We start from the raw sequence: 19185 nt of genomic DNA, 5'->3' as shown, positions 1-19185 counted from the left end.
CCCCTACCCATTCCCGTCCCTGACTCAGGGGCTTCGCCCCCGAACCCCCAAAAGACTGCGCAGTTCCCCGCGCCCCTTAAAGGGGCGCGGGGAACTGCGCGACAAGCCCCCACCGGCCCGCACCCGAAATCGCACCCCACGGGGTCCGGGGCGGAGCCCCAGGGGACGGGAATGGGTAGGGGCGGCGGGGGCGAGGAAAGGTCTGTTGGTGGTCCCGGGGCGCTGGTAGCTTCGGGTGCGTGTTCCTTCTCTTGGCGTAGGGCCCGTCTCGGCCCGCGATCGGCAGCGCGGTAGGCGTCGCCGTCGCGGAGCACAGGCGTCCCCGTTGCCCGGGCGCACGCCCACCCCGGCGGCGCCCTCTTTCTGAGGAACCCCTCGCATGTCTGCGTCTTCAACGCGGCCTTCGTACGCCGCGGTACTCCGCACGCCCCACGCCACCCGAACCTTCACAGCCGCCCTGCTGGGCAGGCTGTCGTACGGCATGGTCGCGCTCGCCGTACTGCTGGCGGTGAGCCGCGCCACCGGCTCGTACGCCGCCGCAGGAACCGTCATGGCGCTCTTCGGCGCCGCGAGCGTGTTCCTGTCGCCCCTGAGGGCGGGCCTCGTCGACCGCCACGGCCCGCGCCGCGCACTGCTGCCGATGGCCGCGCTGTACGCGGGCCTGCTCGGCACACTCGCCGCGGCGACCTGGCGCCCCGGCGCACCCGCAGCCCTCCTCGGCGCGGTCGCCGTCGCCGCGGGCGCCTGCACCCCGCCCCTCGGCCCCACCATGCGGGCCGTCTGGGGCGAACTCGTCACCGACCGACGGCTGTTGCAGCGCGCGTACAGCCTGGACGGCGTCGCCGAGGAACTGCTGTTCGTCTCGGGGCCACTGCTGGTGGGAGTGGTCGTACAGTTCGCGCCCCCGGCCGCCGGAGTCGCCATCAGCGGCCTGCTGGTGGGCATCGGCACGCTGGCGTTCGTCACCTCACCCGTCGTGAAGAGCATCGCCGGACAAGTACAAGCCTCACACGTACAGGCGCGGGCTCGCGTGCGGATGCGCATCGAGCGCGGGCTCGTCCAGCCCGTCGTCGTGGCCGCCGGCGTCGGGCTCTCGCTCGGCGCCGTCGACCTGCTGGTGCTGGCCTTCGCCGAGCAGCGGGGCCACGGGGACGACGTCGTGGCGTGGATCTTCGCCGCGCTGTCGGCCGGGAGTGCCGTGGGCGGGCTGCTGTACGGCGCGGTCGACTGGCGCGCCGGAGCCCGGGTGCGACTGCAGGTGCTGACGGCGGGCCTCGGCCTGGCCCTGGCCGTCGCCGGGCTCGCCCCGGGCCTCCTCACGCTCGCCGGCGCCGCCGTGTGCGCCGGGTTCTTCGTCGCCCCGGCGTTGACCACCGCGTATCTGGTGGCCGACGAGTCCGCGGCGCCGGGCGCCCGGGTCCAGGCCGGTGCCTGGGTCAACACCGCGGTGAACGCGGGCATCTCGATGGGCGCGGCGGCCGGGGGCCTGCTGGTGGGCCACCTGCCCGTGGGGGCGGGGTTCGCCCTGGCCGGCGGGGCGGCACTGCTCGCGGCCGCCGCCGTCGGAGTGAGCACCCGCCACCCCCGCGTCGCACTGCCGCAGGAGCAGGAGCAGGAGCAGGAGCAGGAGCAGGAGCAGGAAGCCGGCGCGGCGGAACAAGCCCGCTGACGCCGACAAGGGCACCCGTTGCCGGGTGCCCTTACCTGTAGCTGTAGTCCCTGGGAGGGCGGAGAAAACGTCAGTCGTTCGAGCGGTCCGCCGTGATCTTGCCGGAGCCGGAGTCGACCCTCCAGTCGCTGCCCGTGCCGTTCGCGGCGGTGGTGTCGACCTCCCAGGCCTTGTCCGTGCTCTCCTCGTCGAGGTCGACGGAGGTCACCGTGCCCTTGGCGGCGCCGGCCTCCGCGGCCTCGGCGGCGGTGACGGAGCTGCCCTTCAGGGCGGCACGGATCTGCGCGGTCTCGGCGGCGTCGTCACCGTCGTCGTCCCGGTCGACGTGGGAGCCGACGACCTTGCCGGTGGCGGGGTCGACCTGGACGCTGTGCCAGGCGCCGCCGTTGGTGAGGATGTCCACGTCCCACACGTGCTTGGTGCCCTCGTCGTCCAGGTCGGCCGAGACCGCCGTGCCGTTCGTGTCCTTCAGCGCCGCCTTGATCGCGTCGGCGGCATCGACCCGCGCGACCTTGGCGTCGGCGGCGTTCTCGGCCTTGTCCTCGGCCGCGTCGGCCTTGTCGTCCGCGTCGTTGTCGTCCGTGTCGTTCACGTTGGCGTCGTCGTCACGGGCGGTGTCGTCGTTCGACACCCGCACGTCGGACTTCTTCGCCGGCGCCTCCTCGTCACCCGAGACCGCGAGGGCGGTCGCGGTGCCGCCGCCGATCAGGGCTGCGGCCGCGATGGTGGCGATGACGATGTTGCGCTTCATGGGGTTCCTCCAGAATGCGACTGGTTGCAACCAGTAACGGATGGTGTCGCCGGTTGCAGCTGGCTTGTCCGCCTCGTCTGCTGTTCGACAGGAACCAATGTGGGCGACCGACGCTGAAGCCGACCTGAAGCCTCCTGAAGGTTTCTTCAGGTTCGGTTTGCGACTCTTGGCCCATGCGCCTGTTGATCGTGGAGGACGAAAAGCGGCTCGCCCTGTCGCTCGCCAAGGGCCTGACGGCCGAGGGGTACGCCGTGGACGTGGTCCACGACGGCCTGGAGGGGCTGCACATGGCCGGCGAGGGCTCGTACGACCTCGTCATCCTCGACATCATGCTGCCCGGCATGAACGGCTACCGCGTGTGCGGCGCCCTGCGTGCCGCGGGACACGACGTGCCGATCCTGATGCTCACCGCCAAGGACGGCGAGTACGACGAGGCCGAGGGCCTGGACACGGGTGCCGACGACTATCTGACCAAGCCGTTCTCGTACGTCGTCCTCGTCGCCCGGGTGAAGGCGCTGCTGCGCCGGCGCGGTCCGTTGGGCGGAGCCTCGCCCGTGTACGAGGCCGGGAACCTGAAGGTCGACACCGCCGCCCGGCGCGTGTTCCTCGCGGACGACGAGATCACCCTGACCACCAAGGAGTTCTCCGTCCTCGAACAGCTCGTCGTGCGGGCCGGGGAGGTCGTGTCGAAGGCCGACATCCTGGAGCACGTCTGGGACTTCGCGTACGAGGGCGACCCGAACATCGTCGAGGTCTACATCAGCACCCTGCGCCGCAAGCTCGGCCCGGAGCTCATCAGGACCGTACGCGGGGCGGGATACAGACTGGAGGCGCGGGCGTGAGGCGGCGCATGGGATCGGTGCGGGCCCGCGCCACGCTCGCCGCGACCCTCGTCGTGGCCATCGCCCTGGTCGCCGCGGGCGCCGCCGTGCTGCTCGCGCTGCGGGCCAGCCTCATCGACCGGGCGGACGCCGAGGCCGACTCGGTGGCCCGCAACGCCGCCTCGGCACTGTCCAACGGACTCGCGTACAACGATCTCGACCTGCCGGACGGCGACGAGAACCCCGTCGAGGTCCTGGACCGGAAGGGGAAGGCCGTCGCCTCCGGCGAGGACGTCGAGGGCATGAGCGTGACAGCCAGGGCCTCGGACCGGCTGAACTCCGTCGCCAATGACGACGCCGGTGACACGGACGAGGGAGTCGCCGACGAGGAGGACGATCTCGGCCCGGGCGACATCGCCGACGAGAGCTGGTACGGCGAGGGCACCGCGACCGTCGAGGGCGAGACGGACGACTATCGGTTCGCCGGGGTCGACGTGGTCACGAAGGGAGGTGTCCCGCTCACCGTCTACGCGGGCGCCCCGCTCTCCGCCGAACAGGGCGCCGTCGGCACGGCGTTGACCACGATGCTGATCGGCCTGCCCGTGCTGCTGGTGACGGTCAGCGGGGTGACGTACGTCGTCACCAGGCGGGCCCTGCGCCCCGTGGAGGGGATCCGGGCCGAGATGGCCGCCATCACGGCCTCCGAGGACCTCTCGCGGCGCGTCCCCGAGCCCGCCACCCACGACGAGGTCGCACGCCTCGCCCGTACGACGAACGAGACGCTCGCCGCCCTGGAGGCCTCGGTGGAGCGGCAGCGCGCGTTCGTCGCCGATGCCTCTCACGAGCTGCGCAGCCCCATTGCCTCACTGCGCACCCAGCTCGAAGTGGGCGCCGCACACCCGGAGTTGCTGGACGTGGACGGGGCCGTCGAGGACACCGTACGGCTGCAGCGGCTCGCCGCCGACCTGTTGCTGCTCGCCCGGCTGGACGCGGGGGAGCGGTCGCCGGACGCGCGTCTGGACCTGGCGGCGTTCGTCCGCGAGGAGGCGGGGCAGCGGGTCGGGGACCGGGTCGAGGTGTCCGTGGACGCGGACATGGACGCGGACGCCGTGGAAGTGAGCGGATCCCGCGGTCAGCTGTCGCGGGTGCTCGGCAATCTGCTGGACAACGCGCAGCGGCACACGCGGACCTCGGTCGCCGTGACCGTGCGGCGCTCGGGGGAGTGGGCGGTCCTGGGGGTCGCCGACGACGGTGCGGGCGTGCCCGCCGCCGAGCGCGAGCGGGTCTTCGAGCGGTTCGTGCGGCTCGACGAGGCTCGTACGCGTGACGACGGCGGAGCCGGTCTCGGCCTCGCCATCGCCCGCGATGTTGCCGTCCGGCACGGTGGGTCGCTCAGAGTGCGGGACGCGCCGGGAGGCGGAGCTCTGTTCGAGCTCCGCCTGCCCGTTCCGCTGGGAGGACGGTGATGGACCTGCGGGCCGGTGGGGGCTGGTCGCGCAGTTCCCCGCTCCCCTAAAAGATTGCGCCGTTCCCCGCGCCCCTAAAGATTGCGCCGTTCCCCGCTCCCCTAAGGGACTGCGCCATCCCCCGCGGCCCTAAGAGACTGCGCCGTTTCCCGCGCCCCTTCAGGGCGGTCTCTTCGTGCGTTACGAACGCCCCCGCTGGCCCCGCAGGTGCTCGGCGATCGGGGTCAGGGACTTGTGGAGTTCTTCCAGGGCCTCCGGTGAGAGGAGGTCGATGAAGTGTCGCCGCACGGACGCCACATGATGAGGCGCGACCTTCTTCATCGTCTCCATGCCGTGGTCCGTGAGCACGGCGTACAGCCCACGGCGGTCGGACTCGCAGTTCTCGCGCCTGACCAGGTCCGCGTTCTCCATGCGGGTGATCTGGTGGGAGAGGCGGCTCTTGGACTGGAGGGTGGCGGACGCGAGGTCGCTCATCCGCATCCGTACGCCCTCCGACTCGGAGAGGTTCACCAGGATCTCGTAGTCGTTCATCGTCAGGCCGAACGGTTGGAGGTCCTTCTCGAGCTGATACGTCAACAGCCTGTTGACCTCCAGGTGGGTGCGCCAGGCGCACTGCTCCGCATCGGTCAGCCAGCGAGTGGCCGTCTCGGTCTCCATGTATGAATTCTACCTAAGATGTTGAAAAGGGAACTAGTGAGGGTTGCGTGACGGCGCGCACACGTTCGACGTCACACTCCGCAGACTACCGCTCACAGCCCGAAGCGACGCTGGAGGTCTCCCAGCTGTCCGGGAAGGCGCGGTGCGCCGGCCTGCTGTCCCTGCTGGCCGGGTGCCCCGCCGCCACCCGGCACTCCGGCCTGGTTCGGTACCGCGCCCGCGGCCTGCTCCGCCATCAGGGCCTCGCTGGACTGGAGCAGTACCGTGCCGGCGCCCACGAACTCGAACTGGTGCTCCTCCCCGGAGGCCCCTCCCAGGCCCGTCAGTGCACGTAGACCGCCCATCAGGCCTGTCATGTACCCGTGGTCGTAGTGGTGGCACGGCGAGGGACAGTCGGCCCAGCCGACCAGGGCCTGCGGATCGACCCGGATCGGGGGCTCCATGAACACCACGGGACCGTTCGACGCGGCCACGAACTTGCCCGTCCCGATCAGCGTGAGGAAGCCCGGCACGATCGACTGCTTCAGCGCGAGACTTGGCTGAAAAGCGAGGAGGTTGCCCGAGCGAATGGTCAGGTTGCCCTCCTCCAGGTCGAAGGAGTTCACGTCGAAGGCCCGGTCGGCGAGGAGCATCTTGCCCGATCCTGAGGCCACGACCCAGTCGCTCGCGTGCAACGGCGAATGAAAACTCGTCCGCACCAGCCGGTCGAGACGACCGTGCCCGATGCCGTTGAACTCCATCGAGCCGTAGTAGGCGATCATCTTGCCCTTCTGCAGGAACCACTCGCTCCCCTTGAGCTCCACGCAGAAGGTGTACGCGTTCACGTTGTCGTCGACCGGCAGGGTCGACGGGTCGTGGATCACGGGGCCCGTGCCCGGGTAGGTGGTCACAGCTTCTCCTCCGACGCCTGCACGAACACCGCACCACTCCCGGTCAGCTCCAGCTGGAACGCCTCGCCCGAGCCGCGGCCCACCAGATCGCGCAGACCGAGCGCGCTGGACAGCTTGTTGCGTACGTCCCCGTGGTGGGCGACGTACGCCTGCGGGTCGATATGCACCGGGCGCTGCGGGCTGATCGGCACCTCGATGACCCCGCCGTGCGCCATGACGGCGACGCTGCCGTGTCCCTTGAGGGTCGTGGTGAACAGACCCTGCCCCGTCACCTGGCCGCGGACCATGCCCATGACGCCGCCCTGCGAGCCCATGAACATCGTGCCCTGCTCCAGGGTGCCGTCGAAGGCGAGCAGCCGGTCCGCCTCCACGTACAGGGTCTCGCCGGTGAGGCCGATCACCTGGATGTGGTGGCCGCCGTGCCCGAACAGGACCGTGCCGGAGCCCTCGACGGTCATCAGCGGGGTCGCCTCGTCGGCCACCCGCCGTCCGATCATCGACATGAGGCCGCCCTGGCCGCCCTGCATGTTGGGCGTGAAGGACACCTCGCCCTTGTAGGCGAGCATCGCGCCGCGCTGGCTGAACAGCCGCTGCCCCGGCATGACCGTGGCCTCGATCATCTTCGAGTTGATCTCACGGAAGGGCATGTCACACATCTCCCGCGATCGAGTTGCGCTCACTGGGCTGTACGTACACGACGCCGTCGCCCTCGAAGCGGATCTGGAAGGCCTCGCCGCCGCCCTCGCCCATGAACGTGCGGAACGTCACACCGGACTGGAAGGACTGCCGCAGATTGCCCTGATGGGCGATGTACGCCCCCGGGTCGACGGTCAGCGGATACTGCGAGCTCACCCGGAGCACCACGGCAGGACCGTCCGACATGATCGCCGCCTGGCCGTGCCCCTCGATGGTCGTCGTGAACAGCCCGTTGCCCTGTGAGGCACCCCTGAGCCCGGTGAAGGACGTGCCCGTGCGCAGGCCGGAGTCGGTCGCGAGCAGATTGCTCGACTCGACGAAGAGTTTGTCGCCCTGGAGGTTCACGAGGTTGATCTCGCTGGCCCGGTCGGCGAACCAGCAGGTTCCCTGCCCCTTCACCTCCATGAGGGTCATCTGCTCACCGGTGATCCGGCGCGTCACCATGCCGCGGATCCCCTCGCCACCGCCGCTGAGCTTCTTGAAGGCCATCTGACCGTCGTACGCCACCATCGACCCGTTCTTCGCCTTCACGGCGTCGCCGGTCATGTCGACGGCCAGCACCTTGCTGCCTTGGAGTCGGAACATCGCCACGACGAAGACGGTAGCCGTCGGGCCTGGTCGCCGAACAGATCCTTCGGGATGATCCGTCCCTGAAAACACCTCGGGGTCCGGTCGGCCGGGTTCCGCGGGTTCCGACCCCGAGGACGGACGACAGGGGTCAGGATGTTTCAATGGGAAAGCTTGTGCGTGCGTTCACAAAGCGTCGGCACGGCACCTACACCCCTTCCGAATCCACCCCAGACTCCTCCCACCGAAGGTGACTCGTGGACATCAAGACCGCCTCCGCCCTCCGTCGTCTCCGTCTGGTCTCGGCCCCCGAGGCCGTTTCCTTCCTCCTGCTGCTGGTCTGCTCGGTGCTGAAGCGGACGACGGACTTCAACGCGGTGCCCGTGATGGGCATGGTCCACGGCATCCTCTTCATCCTGTACCTGATCTTCTGGGCCGACGCCTGGAACCGTGCCAAGTGGGACCTGAAGACCGCGGCCCTCTACTTCGTGCTCTCCGTGCTGCCGGCCGGCGGCTTCTTCGCCGAGCGCAAGCTCAAGCGTGAGGCCGAGAGCGCGCTCATCGCGTCCCGCGCCCGCAACGAGGGGATCGTCAACGCATGATCGTCGCCTTCTCCGTGACGCCGCTGGGTGTCGGCGAGGACGTGGGCGAGTACGTCGCCGACGCCGTTCGGGTTGTGCGGGAGTCGGGGTTGCCGAACCGCACTGACGCGATGTTCACCTCTGTTGAGGGTGAGTGGGATGAGGTGATGGCCGTGGTGAAGCGGGCCGTCGCCGTGGTGGAGGAGCGGGCTCCTCGGGTGTCGCTCGTTCTCAAGGCGGACATTCGGCCTGGGGTGACTGATGGGCTGACGTCCAAGGTCGACACGGTGGAGCGACACCTGGCGGTGTAGCCGCTCTGTCTTGTCCTGCTCGCTTCCGCGGGTTGTGTGGTGGGTGCGGGGTGGTGGGGGCTTGTCGCGCAGTTCCCCGCGCCCCTGGAGATCGGTGGCCGAGGCCGGGTTGTCGCGTGCCGGTCGTCTTGGGTTGCTCGCGCAGTTCCCCGCGCCCCTGAAGGGGCGCGCCCCCCACTTGAAGACGAACCCGCGCCCCAATCCGCCCAGGGGCGCGGGGAACTGCGCAGTCTTTTAGGGGCGCGAGGAACTGCGCGACAAGCCCCCAATCAGCCGCAGCCGAATCGATGAAGCCCCGCCCCCTCCACCCCCCCCAACTGGACCCCCTCCGTTCGACACGCCGACCAAAAGCCACTTTTGTGTGGGTATCGGCTCGTTCGATCACTGGAGGGCGCTGTGCGGCCGGAGGGCTACGACTACGACAGACACAGCCAACTGGCCGGACCGCTCACGGAGCCGTCCGGCACCGCGTACCGGGTGCAGTACACAAAGCTCCTGTCGCGCGAGCCACACCGAATACGAGCCGTCCTGCTCATGACGTTCGCCCCGCTGCTCACGGGGCTGCTCCTGGTCTACCTGGTCTGGCCGACCCACTGGGTCGCCAGAGAGGGCGGCACCCGCTGGCTGGTCGGCCTCGACATCGCGATGCTCATATCCATCGGCCTGATCGAGCTGTTCATGGTCGTCAACGTGGTGTCCATCGCCCACGCCACCATGGTCGCCAGGGACCCGGTCCCCGTGACCCCCGAGGGCGGAACCCGGGTCGCCTTCCTCACCACGTACGTCCCGGGCAAGGAACCCCTCTCCATGGTCCGCGCCACCCTCGAAGGCGCCGTCCGCGTCACCCACCCCGGCCCCCTGGACGTCTGGCTCCTCGACGAGGGCGACGACGAACAGGCCAAGGCCCTCTGCGTGGAACTGGGCGTACGCCACTTCACCCGCAACGGCGTCCCCGAGTGGAACAGGGCCAAGGGCGTCCACAAGGCCCGTACGAAGCACGGCAACTACAACGCGTGGATCGCGATGCACGGCGGCGAGTACGACTACTTCGCCTCCGTCGACACCGACCACATCCCGCTCCCCGAGTTCCTGGAGCGGATGATGGGCTACTTCCGTGACCCGGACGTCGCGTTCGTCGTGGGCCCGCAGGTGTACGGCAACTACACCACTCCGGTCACCAAGGCGGCCGAGTCCCAGCAGTTCCTGTTCCACGCCCTGATCCAGCGCGCAGGCAACCGCTACCGCGCCCCCATGTTCGTCGGCACCAACAACGTCGTACGGATGGCGGCCGTCCGGCAGGTCGGCGGGCTGTACGACTCCATCACCGAGGACATGGCCACCGGGTTCGAACTGCACCGGAGCAAGAACCCGAGGACCGGTCACCACTGGGAGTCCGTCTACACCCCCGACGTGCTGGCCGTGGGCGAGGGCCCCGAGTCGTGGACGGACTTCTTCACCCAGCAGATGCGCTGGTCGCGCGGCACGTACGAGACGGTGTTCAAGCAGTACTGGAAGGCACCCTTCACGATGCCGCCCGGCCGGCTGTTCTCGTACACGATGATGCTCGTCTACTACCCGATGACGGCCGTCAACTGGCTGCTGGGCATTCTCAGTTGCGTGCTGTTCCTGTGGTTCGGCGCGTCCGGCACCCAGGTCGCCGCCTCCATGTGGCTGATGCTCTACAGCGACGCGGCCGCCCTCCAGATCGGCCTCTATCTCTGGAACCGGCGGCACAACGTCTCCCCGCACGAACCGGAGGGTTCGGGGGGCCTCGCCGGCATGGCGATGTCGGCCCTCTCCGCGCCGATCTACCTCAAGTCGCTCGGCGCGGCCGTGGTCCGCCGTCCCAGCCGTTTCGTGGTCACCCCGAAGGGCGGCGGCGCCAGCCCCGACCGGGTGCTGACCTTCCGGATCCACCTGTTCTGGGCGGCCGTCCTGACGGCCTCGCTGGTGGCGTCGTTCGTCCTCGGACACACGCACGCGGCCATGCGCACCTGGGCGGTCCTCGCCCTGGCCATCTCCCTCGCCCCGGTCGGCGTGTGGCTCGGCACCCGGTTCCAGGAACGCCGGGCCAGGCAGCGCGTCGCACCCGCGGTCGCCCGGGTCGCGGACAGCGAGCCGGCACCCGCCCCGCCCGCGCCGGTCTTCAGCGCCGGCGGCACGCTTCCCAGTGGCTCGCTCCCCAGCGGGACGGTCTCCAGCGGTACGACAGGAGGTAACTAGGCCATGGCCTATCGCCCTTCGAAGAAGGCCCAGAAGAGGCTGCTCGGCATAGGTGGCGTCGCGCTGCTCGCCGGACTCAACGCCCCGGCCGCGATCGGCTTCGCCTCGGAGCAGTACTACGAGTACAAGATCGCCCAGCCCGGCTACAAGGCGAAGTACGGCTCCTGGAAGCACCTGGACATTCCCAGGGAGTTCCGCACCAACGCCATCCACGCGGCGCTCCTGCACACCGGCAAGGTGCTGATCGTCGCGGGCTCCGGCAACGAGCAGAAGAAGTTCGACAAGGGCTCCTTCGACACCGTCCTGTGGGACCCGAGGACCGACACCTTCAAGAAGATCCCCACCCCGGACGACTTCTTCTGCGCCGGGCACGCCCAACTCCCCAGCGGCAGAATGCTGGTGGCCGGCGGCACGGCCCGCTACGAGCTGCTGGACGGCGAGGTCGACCGGGCCGGCGGCGGTATGCGTGTGAAGAACGAGAACCCGGACAGGCCGGTCGTCCTCAAGAAGGGCACCCGGTTCCGTTCGCCGACCGGGGTGGAGTACGTCAGCAGGTTCGACGTCACCGTCCCCAAGGCCAAGCGCACGCAGGAGATCACGTACAACAGGGCCGGTGTGATGCAGCCCTGGAAGACGAAGGTCACCGCGAGCGAGGCCCGGGTCTTCGTCGAGGCCACCGAGCTGGGGCAGCGGTCGGTCACGGGCAAGCAGGCCCAGTACGAGATCGTCGGCCTGAAGGGCAAGGAGGCGGCCAACACGTACGGCCTCTCCGAGAAGATCACCATGGACAAGCAGGACTTCCAGGGGATCAAGGCCGCGTACGAGTTCGACCCGACGGCGGAGAAGTACGTGCCGGTCGCGCCGATGGAGAAGGCCCGCTGGTATCCGACGCTGGTCGGTCTGGAGGACGGGCGGGTGCTCGCGGTCTCCGGGCTCGACGACGTCGGGGTGATCGACCCGGGCGACAACGAGATCTACGACCCGAAGACCAAGAAGTGGACCCCGGGCCCCAAGCACTACTTCCCGACCTATCCCGCCCTCTTCCTCACCAAGGGCGGCAAGCTCTTCTACCCGGCCTCGAACGCCGGTTACGGGCCCGCCACCATGGGCCGCGAACCCGGCCTGTGGGATCTGAAGACCAACAAGTTCGAGAAGGTCCCGGGGCTGAGCGACCTCGACCAGACGGAGACGTCGGCGTCCCTGCTGCTGCCCCCGGCCCAGGACCAGAAGGTGATGATCCTCGGCGGCGGAGGCGTCGGCGAGTCCAAGAAGGCGACCTCGCGCACGGCGGTCATCGACCTCAAGAAGGACAGCCCCGTCTTCGAGGACGGCCCCGACCTTCCGCAGGGCACCCGCTATCTGAACAGCGTGATCATGCCGGACGACTCGGTGTTCACGTCCAACGGCTCCTCGGACTACCGCGGGCGCAGCGCAAGCAACATCCTCAAGGCGCAGTTCTACGACCCGAAGTCCAACTCCTTCCGTTCGGCGGCCTCGCCCAGGGTCGGCCGCAACTACCACTCGGAGGCGCTGCTGCTGCCCGACGGCCGGATCGCCACGTTCGGCTCCGACCCGCTCTTCGACGACCAGCAGAACACCAAGCTCGGCCACTTCGAGCAGCGCATGGAGATCTACACCCCGCCCACCCTGCACAAGAACGCGAAGACCCGTCCCGTGCTGGGCGACGGTCCGCAGGAGGTCGACGGCGAGGGCCGCGCGACCTTCGCGACCCGGAATCCGGACCGGATCGTGAACGCCCGTCTGATGCGGCCCAGCGCGGTCACGCACACGACGGACGTCGAGCAGCGGTCCATTGCGCTCGGGCTCAGCAAGACGAAGGACTCGGTCACCGTGGACGTACCGAAGGACCGGACGCTGGTGCCGCCCGGCTGGTACATGCTGTTCGTGACGGACACGGAGGGGACTTCGTCGGAGGCGAAGTGGGTCCAGGTGCGGTAGCGCTCCGCTTGGGCCACGGTTCTTTGTCTGCGGGTGGGTGGGGGCTGGTCGCGCAGTTCCCCGCGCCCCCTATGGGGCGCCGTTCCCCGCGCCCCTGAAAGCCAAAAGACTGCGCCGTTCCCCGCGCCCCTTATGGGGCGCCGTTCGCCGCGGTCCTTATGGGGTGCTGGAGTTGCGGGCCAGGGCCAGGGCGTAGTCGGCCCACCATTGGCCCGCTGATGGGCCGCCGCGGCACTGGCCGTCCGACTCGCCGGGGCGTTTGATCCAGAGGTAGGCGTCCACGAGGGGGTCGCCGGTTTTCTTGGTGGGCGGGGTGCCCAGGGCCCGGCCCGGCGGGTTGCACCAGGCCTGGGAGGGGTCGCCGTCCAGCGGGCCGTTGCCGTTGCGGCTGGTGTCCACGACGAAGTGTTTGCCGCCGAGGTCCTGCGAGAGCCGGCGGCCGTACTCCTTGGTCGTCTCGTCCGTCTGGAAGTTGGAGACGTTCAGGGCGAACCCGTCGGCGTTCGCGACGCCCGCGCGCTTCAGAGGCTCGACCAGCTTCCACGACTCCCGGATCCAGGCCGGATTGCCCGCGTCGAGGTACACCTTCGTCCGCGGCTGCCGCTTCAGCCGCACGATCGCCTCGGTGAGCATCTGCTCGCGCTCGGCGTGGTACTCGCCCGGGGTGCAGCCGTCCACGATGTGCGCGACCGCGTCCGGCTCCAGCACCACCAGGGCCTCGCTGTCGCCGATGGCCCGCGCGAACCGGTCGATCCAATCCCGGTAGGCGTCCGCGCCGTACGCCCCGCCCGCCGAGTGCTGTCCGCAGTCGCGGTGCGGGATGTCGTACGCGACGAAGACCGCGGTACGCCCCTCCCGGGCCGCCGCCGCGGTCGCCTCCCTGATCTTCGGCTCGGGGCGCTCGGCCGAGGGCCAGATGGCGGCGGGCCGGTCCGCGATGAGCTTCAGGAGCCGGGCGTCGCGCTCGCGCCCCTGCTGTTCCCACCGCTGTACCTGCTGGGCCGCGGGGCTCGCCGGGTCGACCCAGAACGGGGAACCGGCGGCGGGGCTCGCCGGCGGGGACGTCTCACGGGCGGCGGTGCTCGGGTCGGCCTCGGGCGCGGACGAGCAGCCCGCCGCGAGTCCGAGCACGGCGAGCGCCGCGAGGGTACGGGTACGGGTCTGCCGGAACATCCTGCCCCCTTGGGCGAAGGTGACGGTCAGTGACCATGTCCGACTATCGTGACATAACGGACTTGACCGGCAGGGGTGCGACACCGTGGGCAGCCGCCTCCTGTCGCGCTCCTGCGGGCTGCTGTCGGGGCGTCAGGCGCCGCCCGACGCCAGCGCGATGCCCAGCGGCGTCCTCTCGTACAGCACCTGATGTCCGTATCGGCGCGAGACGAGCAGGCCCGCGTTGCGCAGCGCCGACAGATGCGCCGACACCGACGAGGGCGCGAGGCCGAGGCGGTGCGCGAGGCCCGTCGTGGTGGCGGGGTCGTCGAGTGCGGTCAGGACGGCGGCCCGGCCGCGGCCGAGGATCGCCGCGAGCGCCTCGGGCGTGCGGTCGGACGGCTCGGCCCACAGGCCCCCGATGCCGCGCGCCGGGTAGACCAGCGTCGGCTGCCAGGGCGGTTCGAAGCCGCTCACCACGTTCGGCCAGGAGAAGACGCTGGGCATCAACACCAGGCCCTGGCCGCCGAGTTCGCGTACGTGCTCGCCCTTCACGTCGATCGTGAGCGTGCTCGCGTCCCAGGCGAGCCGCCGGTCCAGCTCGGACAGCAGCCCGCCTAGGCCCACCTCGGCCAGGCGCCGCGAGTGGAAGACCACGTCGGCCTCCAGGAGGGCGCGCAGCCGTGGCCAGTCGGGCTCGACGAGCGCACGCCAGGCCGCCGCCAGCAGGTCGGTCACCTCCTGGATCATGCGGACCGGATCGGCCAGCAGGGCGCGCCCGCGCGGGGATTCGAGGGCGCCCGGGGTGTCCGCCAGCGACAGTGCGGTGTCCTCGCGGGCCGCCTCGGGATCGGCACCGCGGACCGCCGCGATCTCCTCGTCGAACGTGGCCGAGGGGCCGAGCGGGGGAGGCCCCAGCCAGTCCGGGGTGTGTCCGCGCCGGGGCATCAGCAGCCACAGGGGCGTCAGGTCGAGCTGCGCGGCCGCCGAACGCGTACGACGGAGCCAGTGCGCGTGATACCCGTGCCGCTCGGGGCGGTTGAGGGTGCGGACCGCCTCCTGGGTCTCCCACAGCGGGGACACCGCGAAGCGGCACCTCAGGAGGTCGTCCTCGCCGAAGTGCAGATGGAACGGCACGGGCCCTCCCGCCACGGTCGGTCCCGAAGATTCGGCTGACACCGAAACTCTACGGCGGACGGCCCCTGCGCAGGCACGCTGCGGGACATGCCGGAAGAGAACAACAGAGGCACGTCGACGCTGCCCACCCCCGAGAGGACCGGTTACGGTCCCGTCTTCGCCGTACGCGAGTTCCGTGCCGTGTTCCTCGCACACGCCCTCTCGCTGCTTGGCGTCGTCGTCAGCGAGATCGCGCTGACCGTGCTCGTGTACGAGATGACGGGGTCGCCGCTGCTCAGCGCGCTGGTGTTCGCGCTGGGTTTCCTCCCCTATCTCGTGGGCGGCACGCTGCTGTCCGGGGTGGCCGACCGTTTCCCGCCGCGGCGGGTGCTCGTCGTCTGCGACCTGGTGTGCGCCGGGTGCGCGGCGCTGATGGCCCTGCCGGCCACACCCGTCGCCGCGCTGCTCGTGCTGCGGTGCGTCATCGCCGCCGTGTCACCGGTGTTCAGCGGGACACGGATGGCCACACTGACCGACATCCTCGGGGACGGCGACCTGTTCGTGCTCGGGCGCTCCCTGCTGCGGATCGTGTCGCAGAGTGCCGTACTCGTGGGCTTCGGCCTCGGCGGTGTCCTGCTCACCGTGGTCTCCCCGCGCGGGGCGCTGGCCGTCACGCTGGGCACCTTCCTCGCCTCGGCACTGCTCCTGCGGCTGGGCACGCGGCGCAGGCCGGCCCGGGCCGGGGGCGGGGCGCTGGTGCGGTACTCGCTCTCCGGCGCCCGGCAGGTGCTCGCCGACCGCCGGATCCGGGCGCTGCTGCTGCTCATGTGGGTGCCGCCGATGTTCGTCGTGGCGCCGGAGGCGCTGGCCGCCGCGTACGCGGACGAGATCGGGGTCGGCACGGCCTGGATCGGGCTGCTGATGTGCGCGATGCCGGTCGGGACGATCGCGGGGGAGCTGTACGCCGGCGCCGCCCTGTCTCCCGCGGCCCGCTCCCGGATCGTGCTGCCGCTGGCCGGCGCCGGACTGCTGCCGCTCCTCCTCTACCCGCTGCACCCGGGCCTCGGCTGGATCCTGCTCGTGCTGGTGCTCGCCGGGTCGGCGGGCGCGTACACCCTCGGGCTCGACCGCTGGTTCGTGGACGCCGTGCCCGAGGAACTGCGCGGGCGGGCCATGACCGTGCACACCGCCGGGCTGATGACGATCCAGGGCGTGGGCATGGCGCTCGCCGGGGCGGCCGCCGAGTTCTGGGCGGTCAGCACGGTCGTGGGCGGCGTCGGCGTGCTGGGGACCGTGTGCTGTGTGCTCCTGGCGGTGGAGGTACGGCGTACGGGAGGGGCCCGGGAGGACGAGGGGAAGGCACCGGCGAAGGGACGGGGAACGAGGGCGGCAAAGGGGGCGAATATCGAAGCGCGAGACGGGGCTGACCACGATATGACCGGCCGGTAGGGTCTTTGCCGTGCCGAAGCCGCTCAGTCTTGCCTTCGATCCCATCGCCCGTGCCGACGAGCACTGGAAGCAACGCTGGGGATCCGTGCCGTCCATGGGCGCGATCACCTCCATCATGCGCGCGCACCAGATCCTCCTCGCCGAGGTCGACGCGGTCGTCAAGCCGTACGAGCTGACGTTCGCGCGCTACGAGGCCCTGGTGCTGCTCACCTTCTCCAAGGCCGGCGAGCTGCCGATGTCCAAGATCGGCGAACGGCTGATGGTGCACCCGACGTCGGTGACCAACACCGTGGACCGCCTCGCCCGCTCCGGCCTCGTCGACAAACGCCCCAACCCCAACGACGGCCGCGGCACCCTCGCCTCCATCACCGACAAGGGCCGCGAGGTCTGCGACGCCGCCACCCGCGACCTGATGGCGATGGAGTTCGGCCTCGGCGTGTACGACGCCGAGGAGTGCCGGGAGATCTTCGCGATGCTGCGGCCGCTGAGAGTGGCGGCGAACGACTTCGACGAGTAGCTCCGCCGGTGCGGCGGGCTCTTTGCCGGGCCCCGACGACGGGCGGGGGCGGCCGAAGATCGTGCGGAACCGGTCGTTACGCTCGTAGCCATGAAAAAGAGCGTGCTGACCCGCTACCGCGTCATGGCCTACGTCACCGGTGTCCTGCTGGTCCTGTTGGTCCTCGGGATGATCGGCAAGTACGTGCTCGACCTGGACGGCGCCGCGGACTTCACGCGTGTCGTCAGCGTCGCGCACGGCTGGCTGTACGTCGTCTACCTGGTCTTCGCCTTCGACCTGGGCTCCAAGGCCAAGTGGCCGGTACCGAAGCTGCTGTGGGTGCTGCTCGCGGGCACCGTTCCCACGGCCGCCTTCTTCGTGGAGCGCAAGGTCAGCCGTGAGCTGGAGTCCAAGGTCACGGAGGACGCGGGCGCGGTCGCCAAGGCGTGACGCGGTCCCGGGCGTAGCCGCCTCCCGCCCCCCACCGCCACAGGTGCGATCTGTGGCGGTTTGCCGTCGACGTTTACTGGGGCGTCCCAGTAATTTTGATGGTATGGACGCTGACGCCATCGAGGAGGGCCGCCGTCGCTGGCAGGCCCGGTACGACGCCTCGCACAAGCGGGAGGCGGACTTCACCACACTCTCCGGTGATGCGGTGGAGCCCGTGTACGGGCCTCGGCCCGGGGACGCGTACGACGGGTTCGAGCGGATCGGCTGGCCCGGGGAGTACCCCTTCACGAGGGGGCTCTACTCGACCGGCTACCGAGGGCGGACGTGGACCATCCGGCAGTTCGCCGGGTTCGGGAACGCCGGGCAGACCAACGAGCGGTACAAGAAGATCCTCGCCGACGGCGGGGGCGGGCTCTCCGTGGCCTTCGACATGCCCACGCTCATGGGGCGCGACTCCGACGATCCGCGCTCGCTCGGCGAGGTCGGCCACTGCGGGGTCGCGATCGACTCCGCGGCCGACATGGAGGTCCTGTTCAGGGACATCCCGCTGGGTGACGTGACGACGTCGATGACGATCAGTGGACCCGCCGTCCCGGTCTTCTGCATGTACCTGGTGGCCGCCGAGCGGCAGGGCGTGGACCCGGCCGTGCTCAACGGCACGCTCCAGACCGACATCTTCAAGGAGTACATCGCGCAGAAGGAGTGGCTCTTCCAGCCGGAGCCGCATCTGCGCCTCATCGGCGACCTGATGGAGTACTGCGCCTCGTCGATCCCCGCGTACAAGCCGCTGTCCGTCTCCGGCTACCACATCCGCGAGGCCGGCTCCACGGCCGCGCAGGAGCTGGCGTACACGCTGGCGGACGGGTTCGGGTACGTGGAGCTGGGGCTGTCGCGCGGGCTCGACGTCGATGTCTTCGCGCCGGGGCTTTCCTTCTTCTTCGACGCGCACGTCGACTTCTTCGAGGAGATCGCCAAGTTCCGGGCCGCGCGGCGGATCTGGGCGCGGTGGATGCGGGACGTGTACGGGGCGCGGTCCGAGAAGGCGCAGTGGCTGCGCTTCCACACGCAGACGGCGGGTGTCTCGCTCACCGCGCAGCAGCCGTACAACAACGTGGTGCGTACGGCCGTGGAGGCGCTGGCGGCGGTGCTGGGCGGGACCAACTCGCTGCACACCAACGCGCTGGACGAGACGCTCGCGTTGCCGAGTGAGCAGGCCGCGGAGATCGCTCTGCGGACCCAGCAGGTGCTGATGGAGGAGACCGGGGTCGCCAACGTGGCGGATCCGCTGGGTGGTTCGTGGTTCGTGGAGCAGTTGACGGACCGGATCGAGGCGGACGCGGAGCGGATCTTCGAGCAGATCAAGGAGCGGGGGGTGCGGGCGCATCCCGACGGGGTGCATCCGATCGGGCCCGTCACGTCCGGGATTCTGCGGGGGATCGAGGACGGGTGGTTCACCGGGGAGATCGCGGAGTCGGCGTTCCGGTACCAGCGGGGGGTGGAGAAGGGGGAGAAGCGGGTTGTGGGTGTCAATGTCCACCGCGGTTCTGTCACTGGTGACTTGGAGATTCTGCGGGTCGGGCATGAGGTGGAGCGGGAGCAGGTTCGGGTGCTGGGCGAGCGTCGGTCCGGGCGGGATGGTGTGGCCGTGCGTGATGCTCTGGCCGCGATGGTCGTTGCCGCGCGGGGTGGGGCGAACATGATTGTGCCGATGCTCGACGCGGTGCGGGCCGAGGCCACCCTCGGCGACATCTGCGACGCCCTCCGGGCCGAGTGGGGCGAGTACACGGAAGCGGCCGGGTTCTAGCCGTTTTCTCGCCCCCGCAGCCCCTACCCGTCCCGTCCCCTGGGGCTCCGCCCCAGACCCCGTGGGGTGTGTTGTCGGGTGCGGGTGGGTGGGGGCTTGTCGCGCAGTTCCCCGCGCCCCTTTAAGG

18 protein-coding genes are annotated in these 19185 nt (G+C 70.1%); 11 read left to right on the top strand and 7 right to left on the bottom strand.

Annotated elements, in window-relative coordinates; all coding sequences use genetic code 11:
- The first annotated feature begins 379 nt into the window (after window positions 1-379).
- A complete protein-coding gene (locus ACFWXQ_RS48465) occupies window positions 380-1669 on the top strand; it encodes an MFS transporter (protein ID WP_383955042.1) in 1290 nt (429 codons plus the stop codon).
- A 70-nt stretch (window positions 1670-1739) separates the two neighbouring features.
- Here ACFWXQ_RS48465 and ACFWXQ_RS48460 read toward each other — a convergent pair whose 3' ends face one another.
- Window positions 1740-2420: a PepSY domain-containing protein gene (locus tag ACFWXQ_RS48460; protein WP_383955040.1), complete on the bottom strand. Its 681-nt coding sequence runs from the start codon at window positions 2418-2420 to the stop codon at window positions 1740-1742.
- A 173-nt stretch (window positions 2421-2593) separates the two neighbouring features.
- Here ACFWXQ_RS48460 and ACFWXQ_RS48455 point away from each other — a divergent pair, with 173 nt between their 5' ends.
- Window positions 2594-3262, top strand: coding sequence for a response regulator transcription factor (locus ACFWXQ_RS48455; protein ID WP_383955038.1), 669 nt, complete (start codon window positions 2594-2596; stop codon window positions 3260-3262).
- Window positions 3259-4707, top strand: a complete 1449-nt coding sequence (locus ACFWXQ_RS48450; RefSeq protein ID WP_383955036.1) for an ATP-binding protein — start codon at window positions 3259-3261, stop codon at window positions 4705-4707. Before ACFWXQ_RS48455 ends, ACFWXQ_RS48450 begins: the two co-directional genes overlap by 4 nt.
- A 180-nt stretch (window positions 4708-4887) precedes the next feature.
- Here the strand turns inward: ACFWXQ_RS48450 and ACFWXQ_RS48445 are convergent, their stop codons facing one another.
- From ACFWXQ_RS48445 to ACFWXQ_RS48430, 4 genes are all read right to left on the bottom strand, one after another.
- Entirely contained in the window at window positions 4888-5364 is a 477-nt protein-coding gene (locus ACFWXQ_RS48445) for a MarR family winged helix-turn-helix transcriptional regulator (RefSeq protein WP_307521365.1), read from the bottom strand.
- 92 nt (window positions 5365-5456) lie between these two features.
- Window positions 5457-6254 carry an AIM24 family protein gene (locus tag ACFWXQ_RS48440; RefSeq protein ID WP_383955034.1) on the bottom strand — a complete coding sequence of 266 codons (798 nt, stop codon included), beginning with the start codon at window positions 6252-6254 and terminating at the stop codon, window positions 5457-5459.
- Complete coding sequence (locus ACFWXQ_RS48435) at window positions 6251-6901, bottom strand: AIM24 family protein (protein ID WP_383955032.1); 651 nt, start codon at window positions 6899-6901, stop codon at window positions 6251-6253. The genes ACFWXQ_RS48440 and ACFWXQ_RS48435 overlap by 4 nt, the downstream gene beginning before the upstream one ends.
- Window position 6902: 1 nt before the next feature.
- Window positions 6903-7535 carry an AIM24 family protein gene (locus ACFWXQ_RS48430; protein ID WP_055617945.1) on the bottom strand — a complete coding sequence of 211 codons (633 nt, stop codon included), beginning with the start codon at window positions 7533-7535 and terminating at the stop codon, window positions 6903-6905.
- Window positions 7536-7774: 239 nt separating this feature from the next.
- Here ACFWXQ_RS48430 and ACFWXQ_RS48425 point away from each other — a divergent pair, with 239 nt between their 5' ends.
- From ACFWXQ_RS48425 to ACFWXQ_RS48410, 4 genes are all read left to right on the top strand, one after another.
- Window positions 7775-8119: a DUF3817 domain-containing protein gene (locus ACFWXQ_RS48425; RefSeq protein ID WP_383955030.1), complete on the top strand. Its 345-nt coding sequence runs from the start codon at window positions 7775-7777 to the stop codon at window positions 8117-8119.
- Entirely contained in the window at window positions 8116-8409 is a 294-nt protein-coding gene (locus tag ACFWXQ_RS48420) for an MTH1187 family thiamine-binding protein (RefSeq protein WP_383955028.1), read from the top strand. Before ACFWXQ_RS48425 ends, ACFWXQ_RS48420 begins: the two co-directional genes overlap by 4 nt.
- A gap of 396 nt (window positions 8410-8805) precedes the next feature.
- Window positions 8806-10632, top strand: coding sequence for a glycosyltransferase family 2 protein (locus ACFWXQ_RS48415; RefSeq protein ID WP_383954458.1), 1827 nt, complete (start codon window positions 8806-8808; stop codon window positions 10630-10632).
- A gap of 3 nt (window positions 10633-10635) precedes the next feature.
- Entirely contained in the window at window positions 10636-12591 is a 1956-nt protein-coding gene (locus tag ACFWXQ_RS48410) for a galactose oxidase-like domain-containing protein (RefSeq protein ID WP_383954460.1), read from the top strand.
- Between the two features lie 156 nt (window positions 12592-12747).
- On the opposite strand, the gene ACFWXQ_RS48405 is transcribed toward ACFWXQ_RS48410, so the two are convergent.
- Both ACFWXQ_RS48405 and ACFWXQ_RS48400 read right to left on the bottom strand, forming a co-directional pair.
- Complete coding sequence (locus tag ACFWXQ_RS48405) at window positions 12748-13764, bottom strand: glycoside hydrolase family 6 protein (RefSeq protein ID WP_383954462.1); 1017 nt, start codon at window positions 13762-13764, stop codon at window positions 12748-12750.
- A 132-nt stretch (window positions 13765-13896) separates the two neighbouring features.
- Window positions 13897-14880, bottom strand: coding sequence for a DUF5937 family protein (locus tag ACFWXQ_RS48400; RefSeq protein WP_383954464.1), 984 nt, complete (start codon window positions 14878-14880; stop codon window positions 13897-13899).
- A gap of 87 nt (window positions 14881-14967) precedes the next feature.
- Between ACFWXQ_RS48400 and ACFWXQ_RS48395 the strand changes: the two genes are divergently transcribed.
- The 4 genes from ACFWXQ_RS48395 (at window position 14968) to ACFWXQ_RS48380 (ending at window position 19058) form a co-directional block, all read left to right on the top strand.
- Window positions 14968-16308 carry an MFS transporter gene (locus ACFWXQ_RS48395; protein ID WP_383954466.1) on the top strand — a complete coding sequence of 447 codons (1341 nt, stop codon included), beginning with the start codon at window positions 14968-14970 and terminating at the stop codon, window positions 16306-16308.
- Window positions 16309-16318: 10 nt separating this feature from the next.
- Window positions 16319-16825 carry a MarR family winged helix-turn-helix transcriptional regulator gene (locus ACFWXQ_RS48390; protein ID WP_383954467.1) on the top strand — a complete coding sequence of 169 codons (507 nt, stop codon included), beginning with the start codon at window positions 16319-16321 and terminating at the stop codon, window positions 16823-16825.
- Window positions 16826-16915: 90 nt separating this feature from the next.
- Window positions 16916-17254, top strand: a complete 339-nt coding sequence (locus ACFWXQ_RS48385) for a DUF3817 domain-containing protein (RefSeq protein WP_189845567.1) — start codon at window positions 16916-16918, stop codon at window positions 17252-17254.
- A gap of 103 nt (window positions 17255-17357) precedes the next feature.
- Window positions 17358-19058, top strand: a complete 1701-nt coding sequence (locus ACFWXQ_RS48380) for a methylmalonyl-CoA mutase (protein WP_383954469.1) — start codon at window positions 17358-17360, stop codon at window positions 19056-19058.
- Window positions 19059-19185 lie beyond the last annotated feature (127 nt).

Origin of the sequence: Streptomyces sp. NPDC058697 (genome assembly GCF_042715345.1) — a bacterium.
Classification (GTDB): domain Bacteria; phylum Actinomycetota; class Actinomycetes; order Streptomycetales; family Streptomycetaceae; genus Streptomyces; species Streptomyces liliifuscus.
The sequence above is the reverse complement of the archived record's forward strand: the minus strand, read 5'-3'. Positions and strand labels throughout refer to the sequence as shown.